Origin of the sequence: Thiohalorhabdus denitrificans (assembly GCF_001399755.1) — a bacterium.
In the GTDB taxonomy this organism is placed as follows: domain Bacteria; phylum Pseudomonadota; class Gammaproteobacteria; order Thiohalorhabdales; family Thiohalorhabdaceae; genus Thiohalorhabdus; species Thiohalorhabdus denitrificans.
Genome location: NZ_LJCP01000011.1, coordinates 1 through 21,988, shown reverse-complemented (window position 1 = coordinate 21,988; position 21,988 = coordinate 1). Strand labels below are relative to the sequence as shown.

Sequence of the window (21,988 nt, the reverse complement as noted above, 5' to 3'; positions counted from 1 at the left end):
CATGGTACTAGGGAAGGGGATCCGTAGCCGAGGGCCCGGCGCCCGGAAGGCCGGAGCCCCGGCTGCGCCCGGAGGCCTGCGGGCGCCGCACGGGACGCGGGGCCGTACCGACCGACGCCACAGAAGGGGAGAAACGGATGCCCATGCTCCTGAACCTGACCATCGCCCTGGTGGGCCTCCTGCTCCTGGTCTGGGGGGCCGAGCGCTTCGTGCACGGTGCCGCCGGCCTGGCCCGGAGCCTGGGCGTCTCCACCCTGGTCATCGGCCTGACCGTGGTGTCGCTGGGTACCAGCGCGCCGGAGCTGCTGGTGAACTTCACCGCCCAGCTCACCGGGGCCCCCGCCATGGCCTTCGGCAACGTGGTGGGGAGCAACATCGCCAACATCGGCCTGGTGCTGGGGGTCTCGGCGCTGCTGCTGCCGCTCACGGTGCACTCCCAGGTGCTGCGCCGGGAGTATCCCCTGCTGCTGGGGGTCACCATCCTGCTCGGCGCCATGATCATGGACGAGGGGCTGCAGCCCCTGGAGGGTGTGCTGCTCACCATCGGTCTGGTGGGGTACGCCTACTGGACCTTCCGGGACGCCCGCCGCGCCAAGGACGACCCCTTCCTCGCCGAGGTCACCGAGGACGTGCCGGAGGCCCTGCCGGTGGGCAAGGCGGTGCTCTGGCTGCTGGTGGGGCTGGCCGGGCTGGTACTGGGCAGCCGGGGGCTGGTGTTCGGGGCCGCGGAGATGGCCCAGGCGGTGGGGATCTCCGATCTGGTGATCGGTCTGACCCTGGTGGCCTTCGGCACCAGCCTGCCCGAGCTGGCCGCCAGCCTCGCCGCCGTGGCCAAGAAGGAGGACGACCTGGTGGTGGGCAACGTGGTGGGCTCCTGCCTGCTCAACATCCTCCTGGTGCTGGGGGTGCCCGCCATGATCGGCGGCATGCCGACGGGCCCGGAGGCCGTGTGGCGCGACCTGCCGGTGCTCATCGGCCTGACCCTGATCCTGGGCCCCCTGTTCATCAACGGCCCGCGCGGCAGCTACCGCATCAACCGCCTGGAGGGCGGCGTGCTGATGGTGGCCTACGTGGGCTACGTTTTCTGGGTGATCCAATCCTCCCTCGGCGGGGGTGGTGCATAGATAGGAGCGTTGCATGGGCGATCTGAAGGCGCTGATATTCGACGTGGACGGGACGCTCGCGGAGACCGAGCGCGACGCCCACCGCGTGGGCTTCAACCAGGCCTTCGAGGAGGCCGGCCTGGAGGACCGCTGGGACGCCGAGCTGTACGGCGAGCTGCTGGCGGTGCCCGGCGGCAAGGAGCGCATCCGCCACTACTGGACCCAATACAAGGGCGAGCCCGACCCCGATTGGGAATGGGTCAAGGGCCTGCACGAGCGAAAGGCGGAGATCTACACCGAGCGCATCCGGGACGGCCTGGTGCCGCCGCGCAGCGGCATCCTGCGCCTGCTGGGCGAGGCCCGTGAGGCGGGGGTCCGCCTGGCCATCGCCACCACCACCACCCGCGCCCCGCTCATGGAGCTGCTGGCTCACACCCTGGCTCCCGAGGCCGCGGACTGGTTCGAGGTGATCGTGGCCGGTGACGAGGTGGCGGAGAAAAAGCCCTCCCCGGACGCCTACCACAAGGCCGTGGCGGACCTGGGCCTGCCGGCGGAGCAGTGCCTCGCGGTGGAGGACTCGCCGCCGGGGGTGGAGGCGGCGGTGGCCACGGACCTGCCGGTGATCGTGACCACCAGCGAGTACACCCGCGAGCGGGAGTTCCCCGGAGCCCTGGCGGTCTTCGACCGGCTCGGCGAGCCCGACAGCGATCCCGCCCGGCGGCTGGCCGGCGGCGCCCCGCTTCCGGAGCACGGCGCCGTGGACCTGGCCTATCTGCGGGAGCTGTTCGCCAGCCGGGTGGCCGATCGCGAAGCGGAGGCCTGAGGTGGCGGAGCCGGGCGACCTGCCTCCCGATCCGCGGCAACTCCTGCACGACGCGGACCCCAAGCGACGCCTGGACTATCTGGTGGGGCGGGCGGCCATGGCGCCCTCGCCCTACAACACCCAGCCGTGGCGCTTCCGCAGCAAGGACCCGGCGGTGGTGGACCTGCAGCGGGACGAGCAGCGCCGCCTTCAGGAGGCCGATCCCGATGGGCGGCTCCTCTTCCTGGCTCTGGGCGCGGCCCTGGAGAACTTCCTGATCGCCGCCGCCGACCTGGGGTTCGCGCCCGAGCTGGAGGAATTCCCCGAGGGGGAGGAGGGGGCGACGGTGGCCCGCATCCACCTGCCGGAGCCGGGGCCCCTGCCCGAGCCGGACCCGCGGGTGGGGCTCCAGGCGGTGCGGCGTACCGCCCACGGTCCCCTGCACGGCCCCGCGGACGAGGCCATGCGCCAGGCGGCGGAAGGCCTGGACCTGGAGGGGGTCCACCTGGACTGGGTGGCGGAGGCGGAGCGCGAGCCGCTGATCGCCATCGCTGTGGAGGCGGTGACCCGGCGCTGGCGGCGGCGGGCCTTCCGCCGCGAGTTGTGGCGGTGGCTGCGCAAGGACGCCGCCGCGCTGGAGCAGGAGCGGGACGGCATGGCCCTCACCAACCGCCGGCGGCTGCCGGGCTGGGTGGCCGCGGGGGCCCGGCAGGCCATGCTGCGCGTCCCCGGCCTCATGGGACCCGGGCGCAAGGCGGCCCGGCGCCTGCGCAAGGCCCCGGCCCTGCTGGCGCTCTCCACGGAGGGGGACGGCGCCGGGTACTGGCTCGCCACAGGGCGGGCCTACCAGCGCCTGGGGCTGGAGCTGGCCCACGCCGGCGTGGCCCTGGGGCCAGAGGCGGCGCTCACCGCCGATCCCGAGGCCCGGCGGCGCACCGCGGAGCTCCTTGGCCGGGACCACCCCCAGCTGGTGGCCCGCGTGGGCCGGGCCCGTCCGCGGCCGGGCCTGCCCCGGCGACGCCTGCACCGGGTCCTCAACCCGCCCTCGCCGAACTTCCCGCTGTACCCGCGCTCGGATTGAGGGAAAGGCCAGGCGCCGATTAGTCTGGTGTGCGCTCTACAGCGCCCTCGCTGCGCTTTGAATTGGCGAAACTGGATAGCGATCGCGACGGGGGACCGTCGCTCCTACCGACGCCGGACAGGCCCGTAGGAGCGACGGTCCCTCGTCGCGACAACCATCCAGGGGCCGAGAGGTGGGGCCTTCGAGGCGTAGGCCAAAAAAAGGCACGGAGGCGCACTCCGTGCCTTTTCTGCCGGGTTCCGCGGATCCCCCCTACAGCGCCGGGTTCGTATACCGCCGGTGGATGTCGTCGATGGCGGCGAGCAGGTCGTCGCCCAGGGTCACCTCGGCGCTGTCGATGTCGGCGTCGAGCTGCTCCATGGTGGTGGCGCCTATGATGGTGCTGGTGGTGAAGGGCTGCTGGCGGACGAAGGCCAGGGCCATCTGGGCCGGGTCCAGGCCCGCCTCCCGGGCCAGGTTCACGTACTCGCGGCAGGCCGGCTCCACCCCGGGCTTGGCGTAGCGGTTGCCGAAGTCTGGATAGAGGGTGAGGCGGGCGCCCTCGGGCTGGCCGCCGTCCAGGTACTTGCCGGTGAGGTGGCCGAAGGCCAGCACCGAATAGGCGAGCAGGCCCACGTTCTCGCGGTAGCTCACCTCGTCCAGGCCGTTCTCGAAGGCGCGGTTGATGAGGTTGTAGGCGTTCTGCACGGACACTACGTGCGGCAGGCCGTGCTCCTCCGCCATGCGGGTGAACTGCATAACGCCCCAGGGCGTCTCGTTGGACAGGCCGATGTAGCGGACCTTGCCGGCGTCCACCAGCTCCTTCAGCACTTCGAGCTGCTCGCGGACCGGGTGGGCCTCCCACTCGCGCTGCGGATCGAACCGCGCCTCGCCGAACTTGGGCACGTTCCGGTCCGGCCAGTGGATCTGGTAGAGGTCCACGTAGTCGGTCTGCAGACGCTTCAGGCTGCCCTCGATGGCCCGCTCGATGTTGCTGCGGTCCACCACCGGCAGCTCGTCGCCGCCCCGGATCCACGGCAGCATCTGCGAGCGGCCCACCACCTTGGTGGCGAGCACGATGTCCCCGCGCTTGCCGGGGTTCTTGGCGATCCAGTCGCCGATGTAGGACTCCGTGCGGCTGTGGGTTTCCGCCTTGGGCGGAACCGGGTACAGCTCGGCGGTGTCGATGAAGTTGATGCCCCGCTCCAGCGCCCGGTCGATCTGGGCATGGGCGTCCTCGCGGGAGTTCTGGTCACCGAAGGTCATGGTGCCCAGGCAGATCTCCGACACCTGCAGACCACTGTTGCCAAGCGGGTTATAGCGCATCGCGGGCTCCGTTAGGTTGATTCGGTTCGCACCAAACGCCGAGGCGGCGTCCATCCGCCGGCCCGAAGGCGGGGCAGTATTGCCCAACGGCCGCCCGCGGTACAAGCCGGCCGTCCCGGTTCCCCCGGGGCGGGGCCGGCAATTGAACGCGGCGGCCGTTTTGTGGGATCATCTCCGAGGCCACTGGCCCGGCCCCCCTCCGAAAAATCGATCGCCCCTTCGAGGCGAGGACGGCTTCCCGGAATCGCCGACCGAACAGGATACGCACCGGCCATGACCGAGCATGAGGGCAACGACGTAGCCAGGATCCAGGACGACCCTTGCATGATCATTGTCGAGGGCGTCACCCAGAGCGGGGGCAAGTTCCGTCCCAGCGACTGGGTCGAGCGCTTCGCCGGTAACGCCGCCACCTTTGGCGACGATAACCGCCTCCACTATTCCCCGTACATCAAGCCCACCGTCTACAAGGGGGTGAAGGGGCTGCTGGTGGACCCCGCCCTGCGCGAGGAACGCCCCGAGCTCTTCCAGCAGCTGGTGAGCTTCGCTCGCGCCAACCGCCTCCGAATTCCGCGGACCTGCGGCGTCTCGGAGCTTCAGGAGCTGGTGGAGGAGTTGGAGGCCGAGGAGCCGAGCTAGGCGGCCGGATCGAAGGTGTAGGAGCGAGCTCCAGCTCGCGACCTGCCCGACCGGTTGCAAGACGTAGGCGCTCTGCAGCGCCTCCCTGCTCGTTAGGTCAGGAAGTTGAAGTGGTCGCGACGGGGGCCGTCGCTCCTACCGGCGCGGGATAGGCTCGTAGGAGCGGGGCCCCGGCGCGACCGCTGCAGAGCGCTCCCCACCGTCCAGGGCCTCACTCCTCGCCGAGCTGGTAGTGCTTGCGCACCGCCTCGTGGATGTCCCAGGTGCAGTTCATCCCCTGCGGGAAGGTCACCAGGTCGCCCGCGGCGAAGGTTACCGGCTCCCCTTCCTCGGGCTCTACGGTGACCCGGCCCTGGAGGAGGTAGCAGACCTCCTGCTCGTCGTAGGTCCAGGGGAAGCGGGATTCCCCCTTTTCCCAGATCGGCCAGTCGAAGACCCCGAGGTCGCGGAGCTCCTCCTCGCTGGGCTGGCGGACTTCGATGCGGCTCATGGCCTCTCCTCGCTCGGTGGTGGGGTGGGGTTCGGCAAATGCGCGTCAGTGTAGGGTAGGGCAGGCAAGGCATGTCAATTTCCGACTGGGTGCGCCCCGGGATCCGGGCCATGGCCGGCTACCAGCCGGGCGAGCAGCCCGCCCCGGGCCAGCGCGTCATCAAGCTCAACACCAACGAGAACCCCTATCCCGCCCCGGCGGTGGTGCTGGACGCCCTCCGCGAGGCGGCGGCCGGCGAGGCCCTGCGGCGCTATCCGGTCCCCGACGCCCGGCCCGTGCGCGAGGCGGCGGCGCGCGCCTACGGCCTCGACCCCGACCAGGTGGTGGTGGGCAACGGCTCCGACGACCTGCTCACCATGCTGCTGCGCACCTTCGTGGGGCCCGGGGAGAACGTGGTGGCCCCCGCGCCCACCTACTCCCTCTACGAGACGCTCACCAACATCCAGGGCGGCGCCTACCGCGAGGTGCCCTGGGGCGTGGGCGGCTCCCTGCTGGTTCGCGCCATCGCCGACGCGGATCCGGCCCTGGTGTTCATCACCCGCCCCAACGCCCCCTTCGGCTTCGCCTGCGGACTGGAGCAGGTGGCGGCGCTGTGCCGGGCGGTGGACGCCCCCGTGGTCCTGGACGAGGCCTACGCCGACTTCGCGAGCGACAACGGCCTCGCACTGCTCGCCGAGCACCCCAACCTGATCGTCACGCGCAGCTTCTCCAAGGGCTTCTCCCTGGCCGGCCTGCGCCTGGGCCTGGGCTTCGCCCATCCCGAGGTGGCTGCCGAGCTGCACAAGGTGCGCGACTCCTACAACGTGGACGCCCTGGCCCAGGCCGGCGCCGCGGCCGCCCTGGACAACCTCGACGCCTACCGGCCCAACCTGGACGCGGTGGTGGCCGAGCGCGCCCGGATGACCCAGGCCCTGCGCGAGCGCGGCTTCCGCGTGGCGGAGAGCCAGGCCAACTTCCTCTTCGCCCGCGTCCCCCACGGCGACGCCCGCCCCTGGTACGAGGCCCTCAAGGAGCGGGGCATCCTGATCCGCTACTTCCCGGACGAGGAGCTCGCCGACGGCCTGCGCATCAGCATCGGCACGCCGGAGGAGAATGAGGCGTTGTTGGGGGTGTTGGATGGCATTTCCGGCGGGTGAGAGCTAGCCGGAAGGTCGCGGCCGGGAGGCCGCTTCTACACCCTCGCTAAAGGGCGAGACCCTTTTCGGGAAGAGCTCTGCCTGGACCCCACCAATGTTGAGCGAAGGTGTAGGAGCGAGCTCCAGCTCGCGACCCGGTTAACCAAGGATCCAGTCCGGCCCGTCACCCTCTCCCAGCCACACGGCATCCCAATGGGGATAATCTCCCACCCTTTCAGCCAATCCCGCCCTTAACGGATTGGCCACGATGTAGCGGGCGGCTTGGAGGAGGTCCTCGTCCCGCCGCAGGGCCCGGTCGTGAAACCCGGCTTGCCATACGGGCGCCTCGTCCTCGGAGAACAGCGATTTGATTTGCCTTCCGCTGTAGGATTTCACCGACCGCATTAGTCCGTCCAGGCTGGTTGAGCCCTTTAGGATCACCATCCAATGCAGGTGGTCCGGCATGAGCACATAGGCCAGAGAATACGCCCTTCCAGCGTCTTGCTGGTGGCGCAAAGTGCTCACCACTAACCGGGCGGCCTTGATGTTGCGGAAAACCGGCCGGCGTTGGTTGGTTACGGTTGTCAGTATGTAGGCCTGTCCCCCGATGGATACCCGGCCTTTGCGTAGTTGGTGCTGGCCGCGAGCAGCCCCCGTGGTAGCCATCATGGCTCCCCCCTTTGGTCGCGGCCTGGAGGCCGCTCCTACACCTTCGTTTTACGGCAAGTGCTTTACGCCCCCACACCCCTCCGCTCAAAAAGCTCCCCCCAATTCACCGACCGCCCCGGTCCCGTCACCAGCCGCACGTGCTTGGGCTTTAGCTCGCGGGGGTCGTGGACGCCGCAGGCGTGGGCGATGGTGCCCACCTCGTGGGTCATCTGGTCCACGTAGTGGCGCACCCGTTCCCCCTTGTCGGCCGGGTCGAGGCCTTTCTGCAGGCGGGGGTTGTGGGTGGTGATGCCGGTGGGGCAGGTGTCCTGGTCGCAGCGCAGGGATTGGATGCAGCCCAGGGCGAACATGAAGCCCCGCCCCGAGGCGACGAAGTCCGCGCCTACGGCCAGGGCCCAGGCCACGCCCTCCGCCGTGACCATCTTGCCGGAGGCGATCACCCGCACCCGCGGCCGCAGGCCGTGCGCGTCGAGCTTCTCCACCAGGATCGGCAGCGCCTCGGTGCGTGCCATGCCCATGTTGTCCATGAGGCTCATGGGCGCCGCGCCCGAGCCGCCCTCGGCCCCGTCGAGGGTGATGAAGTCCGGGGCGGCCTCCGGGCCGCGGCGGTGGATCTCGGCGGCCAGGGTATCGAGCCAGTCCGGGTCGCCCATGACCATCTTGAAGCCGGTGGGCTTGCCGGTGACCTCCCGGACCCGCTCCATCATGTCCAGCAGCTCGGGGACGCTGTCCACCTCCGGGTGGCGGTTGGGGCTGATGGCGTCCCGGTAGGGCGGGATGCCGCGGATGCGGGCGATCTCCGGGGTCACCTTCACCCCCGGCAGGATGCCCCCCTTGCCCGGCTTGGCGCCCTGGGCCAGCTTGAGCTCGAACATGCGCACCCGCTCGTGCCCGGCCACCTCCCGCAGCCGCCCCTCGTCCAGTCCGCCCTCGGGGCCCCGCACGCCGTACTTGGCCGTGCCGATCTGGAAGACCAGGTCGCAGTCGCCCTCCAGGTGGTAGGGGGACAGGCCGCCCTCGCCGGTGTTCAGCCAGCAACCGGCCCGCTCCGCGCCGCGGGACAGCGCCTGGATGGCGGGTCGGGACAGGGCGCCGTAGCTGAGGGCGGAGACGTGGAAGAGCCCGCTGGTGTTGTAGGGACGGGCGCAATGGGGCCCGATGGTGACCGGGGAGGGGGCGCAGGAGTCCGTGTCCAGGGTGGGAAAGGGACAGTTGTTGAACTGGATGGTGCCGGGTCGGCGGATGTCCTTGGTGGAGCCGAAGGCGGCCGTGCCGGGCCGGTTGCGGGCGGCGCTGTAGACCCAGCTGCGCTCCGCGCGGTTGAAGGGCAGCTCCTCGCGGTCCATGGCGTACAGGTAGCGGCGGAAGAAGCGCCCCAGGAGCTCCAGCAGGGAGCGCATGTGCCCGATCACGGGGAAGTTGCGGTGGATGGCGTGGCGGTTCTGGGTGATGTCGCGGACGAAGACGATCACCAGGGCCAGGGCCGCCGCGCCCACCACCACGATGAACACGGTGGCCATCCAGCCGAGGAGGGTCAGGGCCAGATTCTGCGAGCCGGTGAGCATGGTCGTCGGGCGGTCCCTCCGGGTTCGGGTGTCGCCAGCCAGCGGCAGGTGATTTCGGACAACGGGGCTGGCATGATATGGACGGCCTCGGTGCGGTGTCCGCCGTACCGGAAACAGTCAAGAGGGTACGCCCTCGATCACATACACCCAAACAGGGGGGATGGACATGCAACGCAAGCTGGTCCTGGGAGCGATGGTGGCCGGCCTGACGGCCGCCGCCCCGGCGGTGGGGGCGGAGAACCCCGTCTACTTCGGCGGTGGCGTGGGCATCCAGTCCGCCACCGGCCACGACGACGGCCTCGGCATCGCGGCCAAGGCAGGCGCCCAGCTGGACGGGGTGACCCCGGGCTTCGGGGTGGAGGGCGAGCTGACCACCTCACTCATGGACCCGGAGGGGGCCAACGGCGTCGATACGAGCTTCACCACCCTGGGCGGCTACGCCACCTACATGGTGCCGCTGCCGAACCGGCGAGTGTCCCTTAAGGCCCGGCTGGGGCTGGCCTGGGTGGATGCCGATCCCGAGGTGGGAGGCAGCGATTCGGATGTGTGGGTGAGCTGGGGCCTGGGCGGCCAGTATCGGATCAGCAGCCAGCTTTCCGCCTTCCTGGAGCACACCCGCTACGATTCGGACTTCGATCAGCTCACCGGCGGCGTGCTGGTGCACTTCTAGCGTGGGAAACGGCTCGCGGCGAGGACGCCGCTCCTACAGGTGCCCCGTTTGTCCTTGTAGGAGCGGCCGTCTCGGCCGCGATGTCGATTCAGCGGGCCCGGTCCGTGGCCACCGCGCGTCCCAGCCCGCCGAAGAAGGCCCACCCCACCCAGTACAGCGCCAGCATCCCCGTGATCCCCAGCAGCACCCACCCCAGCAGATCCTGCTGATCGATCAGGTAGCTGTTGCACAGCCGTACCGGCGACTGGATGTAGAGCCAGCCCATCACCCCCAGCATGGGGATCAGGTTGGCCCAGAGGGCAGCGCGGGCCAGGCCCGGCAGGCGGGGCCAGCTGCGGCCCAAAGGCACCCCCGCCAGCAGGGGCAGGGCCAGAAATTTGGCGACCTCCCAGGCGGGCTCCTGGAGGGCGGCGTCCAGCGAGCGGGGCAGGAGCCAGAAGGCCAGGGTGAAGGCAGCCAGCAGCACGCCGGGGGCGCCGTGCCGGTTGAACCCGGCCAGCTCGTCCGCCCGCACCGGCCCGAGCCCCCGGCCCAGCCACCAGCCCGCCGCCACCAGCAGCGGCAGCTGGGCGGCCATGTGGCCGGCCAGGGTGGCCTCCAGGCCGGTGCGCACGGGGGACAGGGCGAGCAGCGCCCACATGCCGATGCCCGCCGCCAGCCAGTTGCGGGTGGATCGCGTCATGACGCCCCTCCCCTATGAGCCGGTTGTAGGAGCGACGGCCCCCTTCGCGGCCTGCCGGAATCGGACCTCCCGGGCAAGGGACGGGAGGCCTGAACGGGGCCCCTGTAGGAGCGGCCTCCAGGCCGCGACCCGGTTTCGCCAAATGAACCAGCCACGGGATCGCAGGGCATCCATCCGGCGTGCCCGTTCGGGTAGGGGGGCGCTCTCCAGCGCCCCCGCCGCTTGTAAGTTTGGCGCAACTGGGTGGCGGTGCCTGCCCTGCGGCAGGCCCGCTGCCGGTTAAACTGGCGCAACTGGGTAGCGGTCGCGAGCTGGAGCTCGCTCCTACACCTTCGTTCGGGGTGGGGGGCTGGACGGTGGTGGGCGCTTTGCAGCGCCCCCCGCTGCTGGTTAGTCAAGGAATTGAAGCGGTCGCGACGGGGGCCGTCGCTCCTACGGGGGTGCTGGTAGGTCTTCAAAGCCGCTCCTCCACCGCGTCCACCACCTGCTCCGGCTCGTCGTCGGGATAGATCCCGGCCAGGCGGCCCTCGCGGTCGATGAGGTAAAAGGCGGCGTTGTGCATGAAGTCGCCCTGGCCGTCGGGCAGCACCACCACGCCGAAGGCGTCCAGCGCTTCCTCCAGGCCGCCGCGCGGCCGCGCCACCCACCAGTGCTCCGGCTCGGCGCCGTAGCGGCCGCCGTATTCGGCCAGGCGTTCCGGCCGGTCGTAGTCCGGATCGAAGCTCAGGCTGAGAAAGCGCACCTCCTCGCCCACGGCCTCCTGGGGCAGGCCGGCGCGGATGCGCTTCATGCGCATGCCCAGCATGGGGCAGGCGTGGGTGCAGCGGGTGTAGATGAAGGTGGCCACCACCAGCTTGCCGCGCAGCTCGCGGAGCCGGGCCTCCGCCCCCGACTGCAGTTGGAGGCGGAGGTCCGGCACCGCGCGCGGCTGCTCGGCCACGGCGATCCGGCGGGCCGTCTCGGCCGTCAGGGCCCGGAAGCCGTCGGTTGCCCAGAAGAGGGTGGCCGCCCCCAGGACGGCCACCCCAAGGGCGCTAAGCCACGCCCGCATCCGGCGCCTCCCGTCGCCCGGCCAGGAACTGGCCGAAGAAGCGCCCCACGAGAACGGTGGTGGCGACCAGCACCAGCGCGGCGAACAGCGCGCCCCACTGGGCGTAGGGCACCCACTCCGGCAGGTACTCCGCGAAGCGCCTCGGCGCGCCCTCGCGGCCGCCCATCAGGAACATGCCCACGAAGCCCACGCCGCCGAGGGCGTACAGCCAGAAGGCCGGGGCGTCCAGTGCGCTTCCCCCGCCGTTGCCGTAGGTGCGGGCCATCCAGACCATGAAGCCCAGGGCCATGGCCATGACGCCGAGCAGCAAGTAGAAGTGGAAGTGCCCGGGCACCCACAGGGTGTTGTGCATCACCTCGTTGACCACGATGGTGGCGTCCACCATGGCGGGGATGGTGCCCGCCGCCCAGCCGAAGGCGGACAGGGTCAGCAGCCCGGAGGCCAGGTCCCACTTGATGCCGCTGCGGTAGAGGATGGTGATGGCGCCGTAGGCGGTCACCGCCAGCACCGGCAGGCCGCTGGTGTAGGAGATGATCTGCCCCATGACGTGCATCCACTGGGGTTGGGCGAAGTCCATGAGGATGTGGTGGGGGTAGACGATGATCACCATGACCGTGGAGGCCGTCCAGGCCCCGAGGAAGGCCTTGGTGCTGGACTTCCAGGGCCGGCCCGTGTAGCGCGGCAGCAGGGCGTAGACCGCGATCACCCCCATGTAGATGGTGGCGTTGATAAACACGTGGCCGAAGAAGTAGATCATGTTCTTGGCCAGCAGCGGATCCACCTCGAAGGCCGGGAAGTACAGGTTGATCAGGCTCATCACCACGATGGCGGCGCCCGACACCAGCCCCAGGATGTTGACGATCAGCACCATGGTGGAGGCCACCACCGGCGCCGGCGGGGCGTTGCCGTCGTTGTGGCCGAACAGCTGCGGCCAGCCCAGGCCCTTGCCGAGCCCGCCGTAGCGCTGGACGATGCCGCGCGCGGTGTCCAGGTGCAGCAACAGGAAGCCCACGCCGATCAAGAGCAGGCCGGTGAGGAAGGAGGCCGTCCCGGTGGTGGACCACATGCCCATGGGCTTGGCGGGCAGCGGATAGAGGAAGGTCCAGCCGCCGGCGTAGCCGCCCAGCAGGATGCCGCCCAGGATCAGCACCACGCCGATCAGGAACAGCGCCAGATTGGTCCAGGCGATGCCCAGGGACAGGTGCACGTGCTGGCGCAGGAAGTACCACATGATGCCCGCCCCGGCGAGGCCCGCCAGGCCCACCATGCCGGTGCCGTGCAGGGTGAGGATGCGGTAGAACCAGTCGGGGGCCACGCCTATTAGGTCGCCCTGGGCCAGGCGCATGACCAGGCCGAAGGCCATCATCAGGAGCAGCAGGACCCCGGCTGTGCCCATGTAGGCCAGCACCACCTGGCGTTCGGGGCGCCCGAGGTCGGTGTCGGGCTGATACGGATTACTCATCGGCTATCCCTCCTTCTCGGCCGTGACCTGGATCTCGGCGGTCATGTTGTGGTGCGGGGGGCCGCAGTACTCCAGGCACATCACCCGGTAGGTTCCCGGCTCGCGGAAGGTGTGGCGCAGCTTGTTGGTGTACTCCGGCATGGCCTGGGTCTGCGCCACCACCTCGTCGTCGGCGTTGTAGATGGCGAAGCCGTGGTTCACGTCCGCGGAGGTGACGTTGAACTGCACCGTGCGGCCGGCGGGGAGCTCCGTGCGGCTCATGTCCCAGTACCACTGCTGCCCGGTGACCTCCACGGTGACCGCGGCGGAACCGTCGTCCTCGCCGTGGGTGGGGCCGTAGGGCAGGCCGGCCAGGGTCTCGACCGACAGCCAGCTGCCCACGGCCACGAGGCCCCAGAACCAGAGGGCCCGGAAGCGGTAGAACCGCTTCTGGACCGGCCCGTATTCCGTGGGATCCCCCGAGCGCATGACCACGAAGAGGAAAACCGCGGCGAGGAGCAGGACCCCGAGCAGGGATACCTGCCACGCGATCTCCTGGTACATGAGGGCGTCCTCCGTTAAAGTTGCAATGGGAATGCAACTTTAAATTCGACCGGGTTCAAAAGCAACCCCTGATGAACGAGGTGTCTAATGTCCTCAGGATTCCTGTGGGTACCGCCTAGCCGGGGGCCCGGGGAGGGATTACAATGCCGGGGTTTGGAAGGGAAACGCCATGCGCCTGACGCGACATACCGATTACGCCCTGCGGGTGCTCATGTACCTCGGCGCCCGCGACAACCGGCTGGCCACCATCACCGAGGTGGCGGAGGTCTATAAGATCTCCCGCAACCACCTGGTGAAGGTGGTGAACGTGCTGGGCCGGGAAGGCTACCTGCAGACCGTGCGCGGCAAAGGCGGGGGCATCCGCCTGGGCATGCCGCCGGAGCAGATCGTGGTGGGCTCGGTGGTGCGCACCATGGAGGAGCACCTCGACATCATCGACTGCGTCGGCACCGAGTGCCCCATCATCGCCCCGTGCCGTCTGCGCACGGCCCTGGGCGAGGCCCGGGACGCCTTCATGGCCGTGCTGGACGGCTACACCCTCGCGGACCTGGTGGTCCCGCAGGCAGACATCCTCCACGCCCTGTTCGACGCGGCGCCGGCGGAGTAGGGGGCGCGGCCGGGACGGCCGCTCCTACGGGAGCCGAACCGTAGGTGTAGGAGCGAGCTCCAGCTCGCGACCTCGGCGGAGGGCTAAAAGCCGTCGTCGCCTGGAAACCGATCCTACGGGCCTGTCCCGCTGGGGTAGGAGCGGCGGCCCCGCCGCGACCGCCGAAGGGGTCCCGCCGGAACCGCGACCATTGCGCTCATTGCCGGCGCGCCTACAATGGGCCGCGCCGTCCAACCCGTTGAATTTCCCCTTGGGGTAACCGGACCGATACCCATGGTGGCCGCTACCGCACCCCATAGCCGCCCGCGCCCCCGAGGCTGGGCCGCCGCCTTCTGGGCGCTGGTCCTGCTCGTGGCCGGCATGCCCTGCCTGGCCATGGATATGGACATGGGGGGAACCGCGGCCTGCCCCCACTGCGGGCCCATGGACCACGACGGGGAGATGGAGCACGGCGACACCTGCCTCCACTGCGACCTGGAGGTCGCCCGCACCGCCGTCGACCCCAACGCCCCGGGGGCCCCGCTGCTGGCCCTGCCGCCCACCGGGGCGCCGAGCATCGGCTCGGCCCGGCTCGCCGAGCCCCGCGCCGGCCCGTCGCCGCCTGTTGTCGCCGATTCCCTCCCGCGCTATCTCGCCCTCGAGCGCTTCCTGATCTGATCCGTACCGCTCCGTGATGCGCCGGCGCCCGGTTCCGGGCACCGGTGGTGTACGTCCTGCCAACCAGGAGCGGTACCGTGCGTATCCCCGCGTCGTTGATCCTCTGCTTGTTCGCCGGTCTGGCGGCCGCCGCGCCGCCGGGTCCGGTGCTGACCCTGGAGCGGGCCGAGACCCGCAGCCTCCAGAATCACCCCTCCCTGGACGAGCTCCGGGAGCGCATCCGCGCCGCCGAGGAGCGCGCCGTGGCCGAGGGCGAGCTGGACGACCCCCGCCTGTCGGCGGGCTTCTCCAACGTCCCGGTGGACACCTTCGACCTCGACCAGGAGCCCATGACCCAGGTGCAGGTGGGCCTCCACCAGGACTTCCCGCCGCCGGGGACGCTGGGTCTGCGCGAGCGCCAGGAACGGCAGAAAGGGGAGGCCTACCGCTGGCGGCGCGCCGACACCCGTGCCGAGCTGGTGCGCCGGGTGCGCAAGGCCTGGCTGGAGCGCTTCTACCTCGACCGCGCCCTGGCGGTGGTGGCGGAGAACCTGGAGCTGTTCGAGGAGCTGCTGTCCATCGCCCGCTCCCAGTACCGGGTGGGCGAGGGCCTGCAGCAGGAGGTGCTGCTGGCCCAGCTGGAGCGCGACAAGCTCCTCGACAAGCAGACGGACCTGGAGCGCCAGCGGGCGGCCGCCGACAGCCGGCTCGCCAAGCTCCTGACCGGGCGGGAGTACCGCTTCCGCCTCCCCGAGGCCCTGCCCGAGCTGCCCGATCCCCCCGCCCGCGATGCCCTGGGCGATACCCTGCCGGAGCACCCCAAGGTCCGCGCCATGGACGCCCGGATCCGGGGGCAGCGCACGGGCGCCGATCTGGCCCGGAAGGCCGCCCTCCCGAAGATGGGGGTGGACCTTACCTACGGCCACCGGCCCGGCAGCGCCTCGGACGGGGAGGCGTGGGCCGATTTCGTCACCGCCCGGTTCCGCGTGTCCCTGCCGCTGTTCACCGCCGACCGCCAGGACCGCGAGCTGGCCGCGGCCCTGGCCGAGCGCGACGCCCTGGAGCACAAGCGCCGCAACATGCTGCTCGACCTGCGCAGCGCGGCGCGCTCCCAGCGGGCGGCCCTGGAGGCCTCCAAACGCCGGGTGGAGCTCTACGAGGACACCATCATCCCGGAGAGCGCGCAGACGGTGGAGGCCTCCGTGGCCGCCTACACCACCGGACGGCTGGGCTTCCTCGACCTGGTGCGCTCCCGCATCGAGGACTTCGAGCACCAGCTCGACAAGTGGCGCCTGCGCGTGGACGTGGAGCAGGCCAAGGCGGACCTGCTGTACCTGGCCGCCGACGGGGAGGGGGAGCGGTGATGGGCGAATGCCGTATCAACCGGAAGGCGGTCGCGGCGGGGGCCGCCGCTCCTACAAGTGGCCCAATTGAAGGTGTAGCAGCGAGCTCCAGCTCGCGATATGCCCGAACGGGCCTTTGCGGTCGCGGTCTGGAGACCGCTGCTCCTAAAGGGGCCTCATTTGCCGTCGTGGGAGCCCGCTTTAGCGGGCGATTCCCGAATCGGGCCATCGCCCAGCAGAGCTGGGCTCCTACAGGTCTTTCTCGGCAGATGGGGCCCGGCCGGTGGTCGCGACGGAGACCGTCGCTCCTACGGGCCTATCCAGCCGTTGTAGGAGCGACGGCCCCCGTCGCGACCGGCCCAATTCCGCCCCAAATCAAACCGGAATCCGCATCCCCGGCCAGCCCCCCTGTGGGAGCGGTCATCGGCCGCGACGCCTTTCGGTTGGATGGCCCCCGGCCCGACAACCCGGTCGCGGCTGATAGCCGCTCCTACACAAGCCCGGTGGCCTATTTGCCCGTTCCGGACAACCAGATTCCCCAAGGAAGCCCCCAATGAGCTCGAACCTGAAATCCACCCTGCTCCTGGTACTCGGCGTGGCCCTGGGGGCGGGGGCTTTGTTCGCCGTGAGCGTTTACCAACCCGCCTGGCTGGGCCTGGAGACCGGCGCCCCTGCCGGAGACGGCAAGGCCGCGGAAGACCAGGCGGCCAAGAACGGCGATGGCGACGGCGACGGCGAGGAGGAGCGCGAGATCCTCTACTGGGTCGCGCCCATGGACCCCTCCTACAAGCGCGACGAGCCCGGCAAGTCGCCCATGGGCATGGACCTGGAGCCCGTCTACGCCGACGAGGCCGCCGGCGAGCCCGGCACCGTGGAGGTGAGCCCGGCGGTGGTGAACAGCCTCGGCGTGAAGACGGCGGAGGCCGAGCGGCGCACCCTCTCCCGGACCCTGCGCACCGTGGGAACGGTGGGCTACGACGAGCGCAAGGTGAGCCACATCCACACCCGCGTGGAGGGCTGGGTGGAGAAGCTGCACGTGGACGCCGAGGGCGACCGGGTGGCCGTGGACGACCCCATCCTGGAGATCTACTCCCCGGAGCTGGTCACCGCCCAGGAGGAGTACCTGCTCGCCCTGCGCCGGCGCGATCGCCTCGGCGGCGGCGACGGCTCGCCGGCGGAGAGCATGGTCCGCCAGGCCCGCGAGCGGCTGCTGTTCTACGGCGTTTCGCGCCAGGAGATCGACGAACTGGAGCGCAGCGGCGAGATCCAGCCCACGGTGGTGCTGCGCGCCCCCCACGCCGGGGTGGTGACCGAGCTCGGCGTGCGCGAGGGCATGCGCGTCACCCCCGAGAACAACCTCTACACCGTGGCCGACCTGTCCAGCGTCTGGGTCATGGCCGACATCTACGCCTACCAGGGCGAGTGGGTGGCCAAGGGCGACCCCGTCACCCTGGAGCTGCCCTTCTACCCGGGGCGCCAGTGGGAGGGGAAGGTGGAGTACGTCTACCCCTACATGGACCCGCAGACCCGTACCGTCCACGCCCGGCTGGTCTTCGACAACCCCGACGGCGTCCTCAAGCCGGAGATGTTCGCCACCGCCATCATCCACGCCGACCCCAAGGAAGATGTGGTGGCGGTGCCCAGCGAGACGGTGATCCGCACCGGCAAGCGCGAGGTGGTGGTCACGGCCCTCGGCGAGGGCCGCTTCCGGCCCGTGGAGGTGCAGACCGGCGTGGAGTCCGGCGAATGGGTGGAGGTCCGCAAGGGCCTGGCCGCCGGAGAGCAAGTGGTCACTTCCGGCCAGTTCCTGATCGACTCGGAAAGCGACCTGGGCGCCGGCATGGAGCGCATGGAGGACGGCGAGCAGCAGGACATGGAGGGCATGGACCACGGCGACATGGACAACGGCTCCGGCAACGGCGACGGCGAGGACATGGACCATGACTCCATGAACGGGGACGAGGGCGCATCCGGAGAGTCCATGGATCACGAAAACATGGATCACGAATCCATGGAGGAGGGCGGCCAGCAGGGCGATGCCATGGACCACGAGGGCATGGACCACGAGGGTCATTCCATGGAGGACATGTCCTCGGCCCCGGAAACGAAGCCGGTAGGAGCGACGGCCCCCGTCGCGACCACCCGAATGGTGCCTCCCAATCCGCCCGGGATTTACACCCCAACACCATCCCCCGTAGGAGCGGCCGCCCCGGCCGCGACCGGCCGAAATGCAACGACAATCGCGACGGGGGCCGTCGCTCCTACAACGGCCCCTTACCCCACGGTCGGGGCGTTTTATGCCCCCGTGGCCAAATCCACCGAACGGCATCGCGGCCGGGACGGCCGCTCCTACCCTGAATCTATTGGTGGAGCGGTTGGCCTATCCCCAACGGGTGCCCGTTTTGGGCAGGTCGCGGCGGGGGCCGCGGCTCCTACAGCTAACGGCGGCGCGGGGGTCCGTTCATGATCCGCCGCGTCATCGAATGGTCCCTGGCCAACCGCTTCCTGGTGGTCGTCGGGGCGCTGCTGCTCCTGGGCTGGGGCATCTTCGCCATGCTGCGGACGCCCCTGGACGCCATTCCGGACCTGTCCGACGTGCAGGTCATCATCAAGACCGAGTACCCCGGCCAGGCGCCGCAGGTGGTGGAGGACCAGGTCACCTATCCGCTCACCACCACCATGCTCTCGGTGCCGAACACCAAGGCGGTGCGCGGCTATTCCTTCTTCGGCGACAGCTTCATCAACGTCGTCTTCGAGGACGGCACGGACATGTACTGGGCCCGCTCGCGGGTCCTGGAGTACCTAAACGAGGCGGCCTCCGAGCTGCCCGAGGGGGTCCAGCCCTCCCTGGGGCCCGACGCCACCTCCGTGGGCTGGGTCTACCAGTACGCCCTGGTGGACCGCAGCGGCGAGCACTCCCTGGCGGATCTGCGCTCCCTGCAGGACTGGTTCCTGGAGTACGAGCTGCAGACCGTGGAGGGGGTCTCCGAGGTGGCCGCCGTGGGCGGCATGGTGCGCCAGTACCAGGTGGTGGCCGACCCCGAGAAGCTGCTCGCCCTGGACATCCCGCTCTCCAAGGTGAAGAGCGCCCTGCAGCGCGGCAACCAGGAGGCCGGCGGCTCGGTGATCGAGATGGCCGAGGCCGAGTACATGGTGCGGGCCACCGGCTACATCGACGGCCTGGACGACCTGCGCTCCATCCCCCTGGGCGTGGACGAGGACGGCACCCCCATCCACGTGCGCGACGTGGCCGAGGTGCGCCACGGCCCCGAGCTGCGCCGCGGCGTGGCGGAGCTGAACGGCAACGGCGAGGTGGCCGGCGGCATCGTGGTCATGCGCCACGGCGAGAACGCTTTGGCCACCATCGACCGGGTGAAGGACCGCCTGGACCAGCTGAAGGAAGGGCTGCCCGAGGGCGTGGAGATCGTCACCACCTACGACCGCTCCGGGCTCATCCTCGACGCCGTGGACACCCTCCAGGAGCGGCTCATCGAGGAGCTGATCATCGTCGCCCTGGTGGCGCTGATCTTCCTGTTCCACCTGCGCTCCACGCTGGTGGCGGTGGTGGCCCTGCCGCTGGGGATCCTGGGCAGCTTCGTGGTGATGTACTACCAGGGCATCAACGCCAACATCATGTCCCTGGGCGGCATCGCCCTGGCCATCGGCACCATGGTGGACGGCGCCATGGTCATGATCGAGAACGCCCACAAGCAGCTGGAGCGCGACCCGGACGCCGACCGCTGGGAGGTGGTGCGCCGCGCCAGCACCGAGGTGGGCCCGGCGCTGTTCTTCAGCCTGGCCATCATCGCCCTGTCCTTCGTGCCGGTGTTCGCCCTGGAGGCGCAGGAAGGGCGCATGTTCGCGCCGCTGGCGTTCACCAAGACCTACGCCATGGCCTTCGCCGCCGGGCTGTCCATCACCCTGGTGCCGGTGCTCATGGGCTACTTCATCCGCGGCCGCATCCGGAAGGAGACGGCCAATCCGGTGAACCGGGCCGTGGCGGGCCTCTACCGGCCGGTGCTCGGTTCCGCGCTGGGCTGGCCCAAGACCACCGTGGCCCTGGCCGCGTTGGTGCTCGCCTCCACCTACTATCCCTACAGCAAGCTGGGCTCGGAGTTCATGCCGCCGCTGTGGGAGGGCGACCTGCTGTACATGCCCACCACCGACCCCGGCATCTCCATCGGCAAGGCGCGCCAGCTCCTGCAGCAGACCGACAAGATCATCCAGTCCTTCCCGGAGGTGGAGACCACCTTCGGCAAGGTGGGCCGCGCCGACACCGCCACGGACCCGGCGCCGCTGACCATGATCGAGACCACCATCACCCTCAAGCCCCGGTCCGAGTGGCGCGAGGGCATGACGGTGGAGAAGCTCAAGCGCGAGCTGGACGAGGCCATCGACTTCCCGGGCCTGTCCGACGCCTGGACCATGCCCATCAAGACGCGAATCGACATGCTCGCCACCGGGATCAAGACCCCGGTCGGCATCAAGGTGGCCGGCCCCGACCTGGAGGGCATCCAGGAGCTGGCCGGGGAGATCGAGGAGGTGGTGGCCGAGGTGCCCGGTACCGCCTCCGCCTACGCCGAGCGCAGCGCCTCCGGTCGTTACGTGATCGTGGAGCCCGACCGCGAGCTGGCCGCCCGCTACGGCCTTAACGTCGCCGACGTGCAGGAGGTGGTGCAGAGTGCCGTGGGCGGCATGGAGGTCACCGAGAGCGTGGAGGGCCGCGAGCGCTACCCGGTGAACCTGCGCTACCCGCGCGAGTACCGCGACAGCCTGGAGGAGCTGCGTCAGGTGCGCGTGGCCACGCCCACCGGCGCCCAGGTGCCGCTCACCCAGGTGGCCGACATCCGGGTGGAGGACGGCCCGCCCATGATCAAGAGCGACAACGCCCGCCTGAACGGCTACATCTACATCGACCTGGCCGGGGTGGACGTGGGCACCTACGTGGAGCGGGCCAAGCAGGCGGTGGCGGAGCAGGTGGACATCCCCGCCGGCTACTCGCTCACCTGGTCCGGGCAGTACGAGTACATGGAGCGGGCCATGGCCAAGCTGCAGCTCCTGGTGCCGCTGACCCTGGTGATCATCGCCCTGCTGCTGTACCTGAACTTCCGCCGCCTCACCGAGGTGGCCGTGGTCCTCGGCACCGTGCCCTTCGCGTTAGTGGGCGGCTTCTGGCTGTTCTACCTGCTCGGTTACGACCTCTCCATCGCCGCCGGGGTGGGCTTCATCGCCCTGGCCGGCGTGGCCGTGGAGATCGGCGTGGTGATGCTCGTCTACCTGAACCTGGCCGTGGAGCGCTACCGCCAGGAGGGCCGGCTGGAGGAGGAAGGCGGCCTGCGCGAGGCCATCATGGACGGCGCCCTGCGCCGCATCCGCCCCATCGCCATGACCGTGCTCGCCACCACCCTGGGCCTGCTGCCCATCATGATCGGCCACGGCACCGGCTCGCAGGTCATGAAGCGCATCGCCGGGCCTATGGTGGGCGGGATGGTGACCACGACCATCCTGACGTTGATCGTGATTCCGGTGGTTTATCGGTGGGTGCAGGGGCGGTATATGAGAAGAGAGTAGGAATCGGAAGGTAAACTTGAGAGGCGAGACCTCCAGGCCACCTATCCTCAGATGATAATAGGTGGACGTCGTCGCCTTAATCTAAACCTTAGGCTATAAAGGCGTGGGGTCTTTAAAATATGGGGGCGCCTTGAGGTAGACCTAAGAGTGGAATGCACCAGTTAGGTGGGTTCTAAGAACCGCTACCAAGAACTGATCAGCCTAGCCCTCTGATAAAAAACCGCAAATTTTTAAAAATTAACAGAGAGTACCGCCACCTGGAAATTTTACCGGATGGCGAGCCCATCTCACCCCTCAAATTTTACAAACGGGATAAGGGGCAACAGGAGCGGTTAAGGCAGGATAGGGCTCCCTACCTGGGCCCCCCTGGAAAAAAACGCCTCCGAATTCCGGAAGGATCAGGAAGCGGAAAAGGCCGCCCCCTAGGAAGGGGAGGCGGGAAGAAATCCTCCCGTTAAGGCAGGAGGACGGATTGATATCTAGGCTGCCCAACCAGCAGGAAACGACAACCCATTAAGAAAAACCCAAAACTGGAGTTGACCCGCTTTCGTGGACACCTGACCCTTTGGCTTGAAAGGAGTCCACGATGGCCAAGTCGCAAGCCCGGTATTCCGCGGAATTCCGGGAGCAGATGGTGGAACTGGTCCGGGCGGGCCG

19 protein-coding genes are annotated in these 21,988 nt (G+C 69.6%); 11 read left to right on the top strand and 8 right to left on the bottom strand.

Annotated elements, in window-relative coordinates; translation table 11 throughout:
* The first annotated feature begins 137 nt into the window (after positions 1-137).
* From AN478_RS09600 to AN478_RS09590, 3 genes are read left to right on the top strand one after another with little or no spacing between them, the layout of a single operon-like run.
* Positions 138-1,124, top strand: a complete 987-nt coding sequence (locus AN478_RS09600; RefSeq protein ID WP_231627380.1) for a calcium/sodium antiporter — start codon at positions 138-140, stop codon at positions 1,122-1,124.
* Between the two features lie 13 nt (positions 1,125-1,137).
* Positions 1,138-1,926, top strand: a complete 789-nt coding sequence (locus tag AN478_RS09595) for an HAD-IA family hydrolase (protein ID WP_054966406.1) — start codon at positions 1,138-1,140, stop codon at positions 1,924-1,926.
* Position 1,927: 1 nt separating this feature from the next.
* A complete protein-coding gene (locus tag AN478_RS09590; RefSeq protein ID WP_054966405.1) occupies positions 1,928-2,986 on the top strand; it encodes a hypothetical protein in 1,059 nt (352 codons plus the stop codon).
* Between the two features lie 252 nt (positions 2,987-3,238).
* Here the strand turns inward: AN478_RS09590 and AN478_RS09585 are convergent, their stop codons facing one another.
* Positions 3,239-4,291, bottom strand: a complete 1,053-nt coding sequence (locus AN478_RS09585; protein WP_054966404.1) for an NADP(H)-dependent aldo-keto reductase — start codon at positions 4,289-4,291, stop codon at positions 3,239-3,241.
* Between the two features lie 273 nt (positions 4,292-4,564).
* Between AN478_RS09585 and AN478_RS09580 the strand changes: the two genes are divergently transcribed.
* On the top strand, positions 4,565-4,927 hold the full coding sequence (locus AN478_RS09580) for a DUF3579 domain-containing protein (protein ID WP_082433012.1): 363 nt from the start codon (positions 4,565-4,567) through the stop codon (positions 4,925-4,927).
* A gap of 211 nt (positions 4,928-5,138) precedes the next feature.
* On the opposite strand, the gene AN478_RS09575 is transcribed toward AN478_RS09580, so the two are convergent.
* The gene (locus AN478_RS09575) at positions 5,139-5,417 is read right to left on the bottom strand and encodes a cupin domain-containing protein (RefSeq protein ID WP_054966403.1); all 279 of its coding nucleotides are present in this window, start codon (positions 5,415-5,417) and stop codon (positions 5,139-5,141) included.
* A gap of 71 nt (positions 5,418-5,488) precedes the next feature.
* Between AN478_RS09575 and hisC the strand changes: the two genes are divergently transcribed.
* On the top strand, positions 5,489-6,553 hold the full coding sequence (gene hisC, locus AN478_RS09570; RefSeq protein WP_054966402.1) for a histidinol-phosphate transaminase: 1,065 nt from the start codon (positions 5,489-5,491) through the stop codon (positions 6,551-6,553).
* A gap of 138 nt (positions 6,554-6,691) precedes the next feature.
* On the opposite strand, the gene AN478_RS09565 is transcribed toward hisC, so the two are convergent.
* Positions 6,692-7,201, bottom strand: coding sequence for an REP-associated tyrosine transposase (locus AN478_RS09565; RefSeq protein ID WP_231627379.1), 510 nt, complete (start codon positions 7,199-7,201; stop codon positions 6,692-6,694).
* A gap of 62 nt (positions 7,202-7,263) precedes the next feature.
* Positions 7,264-8,766, bottom strand: a complete 1,503-nt coding sequence (locus tag AN478_RS09560) for an FMN-binding glutamate synthase family protein (protein WP_054966401.1) — start codon at positions 8,764-8,766, stop codon at positions 7,264-7,266.
* 166 nt (positions 8,767-8,932) lie between these two features.
* Here AN478_RS09560 and AN478_RS09555 point away from each other — a divergent pair, with 166 nt between their 5' ends.
* Entirely contained in the window at positions 8,933-9,436 is a 504-nt protein-coding gene (locus AN478_RS09555; protein ID WP_176758731.1) for a porin family protein, read from the top strand.
* 88 nt (positions 9,437-9,524) lie between these two features.
* Here AN478_RS09555 and AN478_RS09550 read toward each other — a convergent pair whose 3' ends face one another.
* From AN478_RS09550 to AN478_RS09535, 4 genes are all read right to left on the bottom strand, one after another.
* Positions 9,525-10,118: a hypothetical protein gene (locus AN478_RS09550; RefSeq protein WP_054966399.1), complete on the bottom strand. Its 594-nt coding sequence runs from the start codon at positions 10,116-10,118 to the stop codon at positions 9,525-9,527.
* 454 nt (positions 10,119-10,572) lie between these two features.
* Positions 10,573-11,169 carry an SCO family protein gene (locus tag AN478_RS09545; RefSeq protein ID WP_054966398.1) on the bottom strand — a complete coding sequence of 199 codons (597 nt, stop codon included), beginning with the start codon at positions 11,167-11,169 and terminating at the stop codon, positions 10,573-10,575.
* Positions 11,153-12,631, bottom strand: coding sequence for a cbb3-type cytochrome c oxidase subunit I (locus AN478_RS09540; protein WP_054966397.1), 1,479 nt, complete (start codon positions 12,629-12,631; stop codon positions 11,153-11,155). Before AN478_RS09540 ends, AN478_RS09545 begins: the two co-directional genes overlap by 17 nt.
* Before the next feature lie 3 nt (positions 12,632-12,634).
* Entirely contained in the window at positions 12,635-13,174 is a 540-nt protein-coding gene (locus tag AN478_RS09535; protein ID WP_054966396.1) for a cupredoxin domain-containing protein, read from the bottom strand.
* Positions 13,175-13,343: 169 nt separating this feature from the next.
* On the opposite strand from AN478_RS09535, the gene AN478_RS09530 reads away from it, so the two are divergent.
* The 5 genes from AN478_RS09530 (at position 13,344) to AN478_RS09510 (ending at position 21,331) form a co-directional block, all read left to right on the top strand.
* Positions 13,344-13,781, top strand: coding sequence for an Rrf2 family transcriptional regulator (locus AN478_RS09530; RefSeq protein WP_054966395.1), 438 nt, complete (start codon positions 13,344-13,346; stop codon positions 13,779-13,781).
* A gap of 273 nt (positions 13,782-14,054) precedes the next feature.
* A complete protein-coding gene (locus tag AN478_RS09525; RefSeq protein ID WP_054966394.1) occupies positions 14,055-14,438 on the top strand; it encodes a hypothetical protein in 384 nt (127 codons plus the stop codon).
* A gap of 77 nt (positions 14,439-14,515) precedes the next feature.
* Positions 14,516-15,781, top strand: a complete 1,266-nt coding sequence (locus tag AN478_RS09520) for a TolC family protein (protein ID WP_176758732.1) — start codon at positions 14,516-14,518, stop codon at positions 15,779-15,781.
* Between the two features lie 532 nt (positions 15,782-16,313).
* Positions 16,314-18,227, top strand: a complete 1,914-nt coding sequence (locus tag AN478_RS09515) for an efflux RND transporter periplasmic adaptor subunit (RefSeq protein ID WP_054966392.1) — start codon at positions 16,314-16,316, stop codon at positions 18,225-18,227.
* A complete protein-coding gene (locus tag AN478_RS09510; RefSeq protein WP_054966391.1) occupies positions 18,224-21,331 on the top strand; it encodes an efflux RND transporter permease subunit in 3,108 nt (1,035 codons plus the stop codon). Before AN478_RS09515 ends, AN478_RS09510 begins: the two co-directional genes overlap by 4 nt.
* Positions 21,332-21,988 lie beyond the last annotated feature (657 nt).

Coding starts and splice junctions, on each gene's coding strand:
- AN478_RS09600 (WP_231627380.1), top strand. CDS start 138: ATGCCCATGCTCCTGAACCTGACCATCGCCCTGGTGGGCCTCCTGCTC.
- AN478_RS09595 (WP_054966406.1), top strand. CDS start 1,138: ATGGGCGATCTGAAGGCGCTGATATTCGACGTGGACGGGACGCTCGCG.
- AN478_RS09585 (WP_054966404.1), bottom strand. CDS start 4,291: ATGCGCTATAACCCGCTTGGCAACAGTGGTCTGCAGGTGTCGGAGATC.
- AN478_RS09580 (WP_082433012.1), top strand. CDS start 4,565: ATGACCGAGCATGAGGGCAACGACGTAGCCAGGATCCAGGACGACCCT.
- AN478_RS09575 (WP_054966403.1), bottom strand. CDS start 5,417: ATGAGCCGCATCGAAGTCCGCCAGCCCAGCGAGGAGGAGCTCCGCGAC.
- hisC (WP_054966402.1), top strand. CDS start 5,489: ATGTCAATTTCCGACTGGGTGCGCCCCGGGATCCGGGCCATGGCCGGC.
- AN478_RS09565 (WP_231627379.1), bottom strand. CDS start 7,201: ATGATGGCTACCACGGGGGCTGCTCGCGGCCAGCACCAACTACGCAAA.
- AN478_RS09560 (WP_054966401.1), bottom strand. CDS start 8,766: ATGCTCACCGGCTCGCAGAATCTGGCCCTGACCCTCCTCGGCTGGATG.
- AN478_RS09555 (WP_176758731.1), top strand. CDS start 8,933: ATGCAACGCAAGCTGGTCCTGGGAGCGATGGTGGCCGGCCTGACGGCC.
- AN478_RS09550 (WP_054966399.1), bottom strand. CDS start 10,118: ATGACGCGATCCACCCGCAACTGGCTGGCGGCGGGCATCGGCATGTGG.
- AN478_RS09545 (WP_054966398.1), bottom strand. CDS start 11,169: ATGCGGGCGTGGCTTAGCGCCCTTGGGGTGGCCGTCCTGGGGGCGGCC.
- AN478_RS09540 (WP_054966397.1), bottom strand. CDS start 12,631: ATGAGTAATCCGTATCAGCCCGACACCGACCTCGGGCGCCCCGAACGC.
- AN478_RS09535 (WP_054966396.1), bottom strand. CDS start 13,174: ATGTACCAGGAGATCGCGTGGCAGGTATCCCTGCTCGGGGTCCTGCTC.
- AN478_RS09530 (WP_054966395.1), top strand. CDS start 13,344: ATGCGCCTGACGCGACATACCGATTACGCCCTGCGGGTGCTCATGTAC.
- AN478_RS09525 (WP_054966394.1), top strand. CDS start 14,055: ATGGTGGCCGCTACCGCACCCCATAGCCGCCCGCGCCCCCGAGGCTGG.
- AN478_RS09515 (WP_054966392.1), top strand. CDS start 16,314: ATGAGCTCGAACCTGAAATCCACCCTGCTCCTGGTACTCGGCGTGGCC.
- AN478_RS09510 (WP_054966391.1), top strand. CDS start 18,224: ATGATCCGCCGCGTCATCGAATGGTCCCTGGCCAACCGCTTCCTGGTG.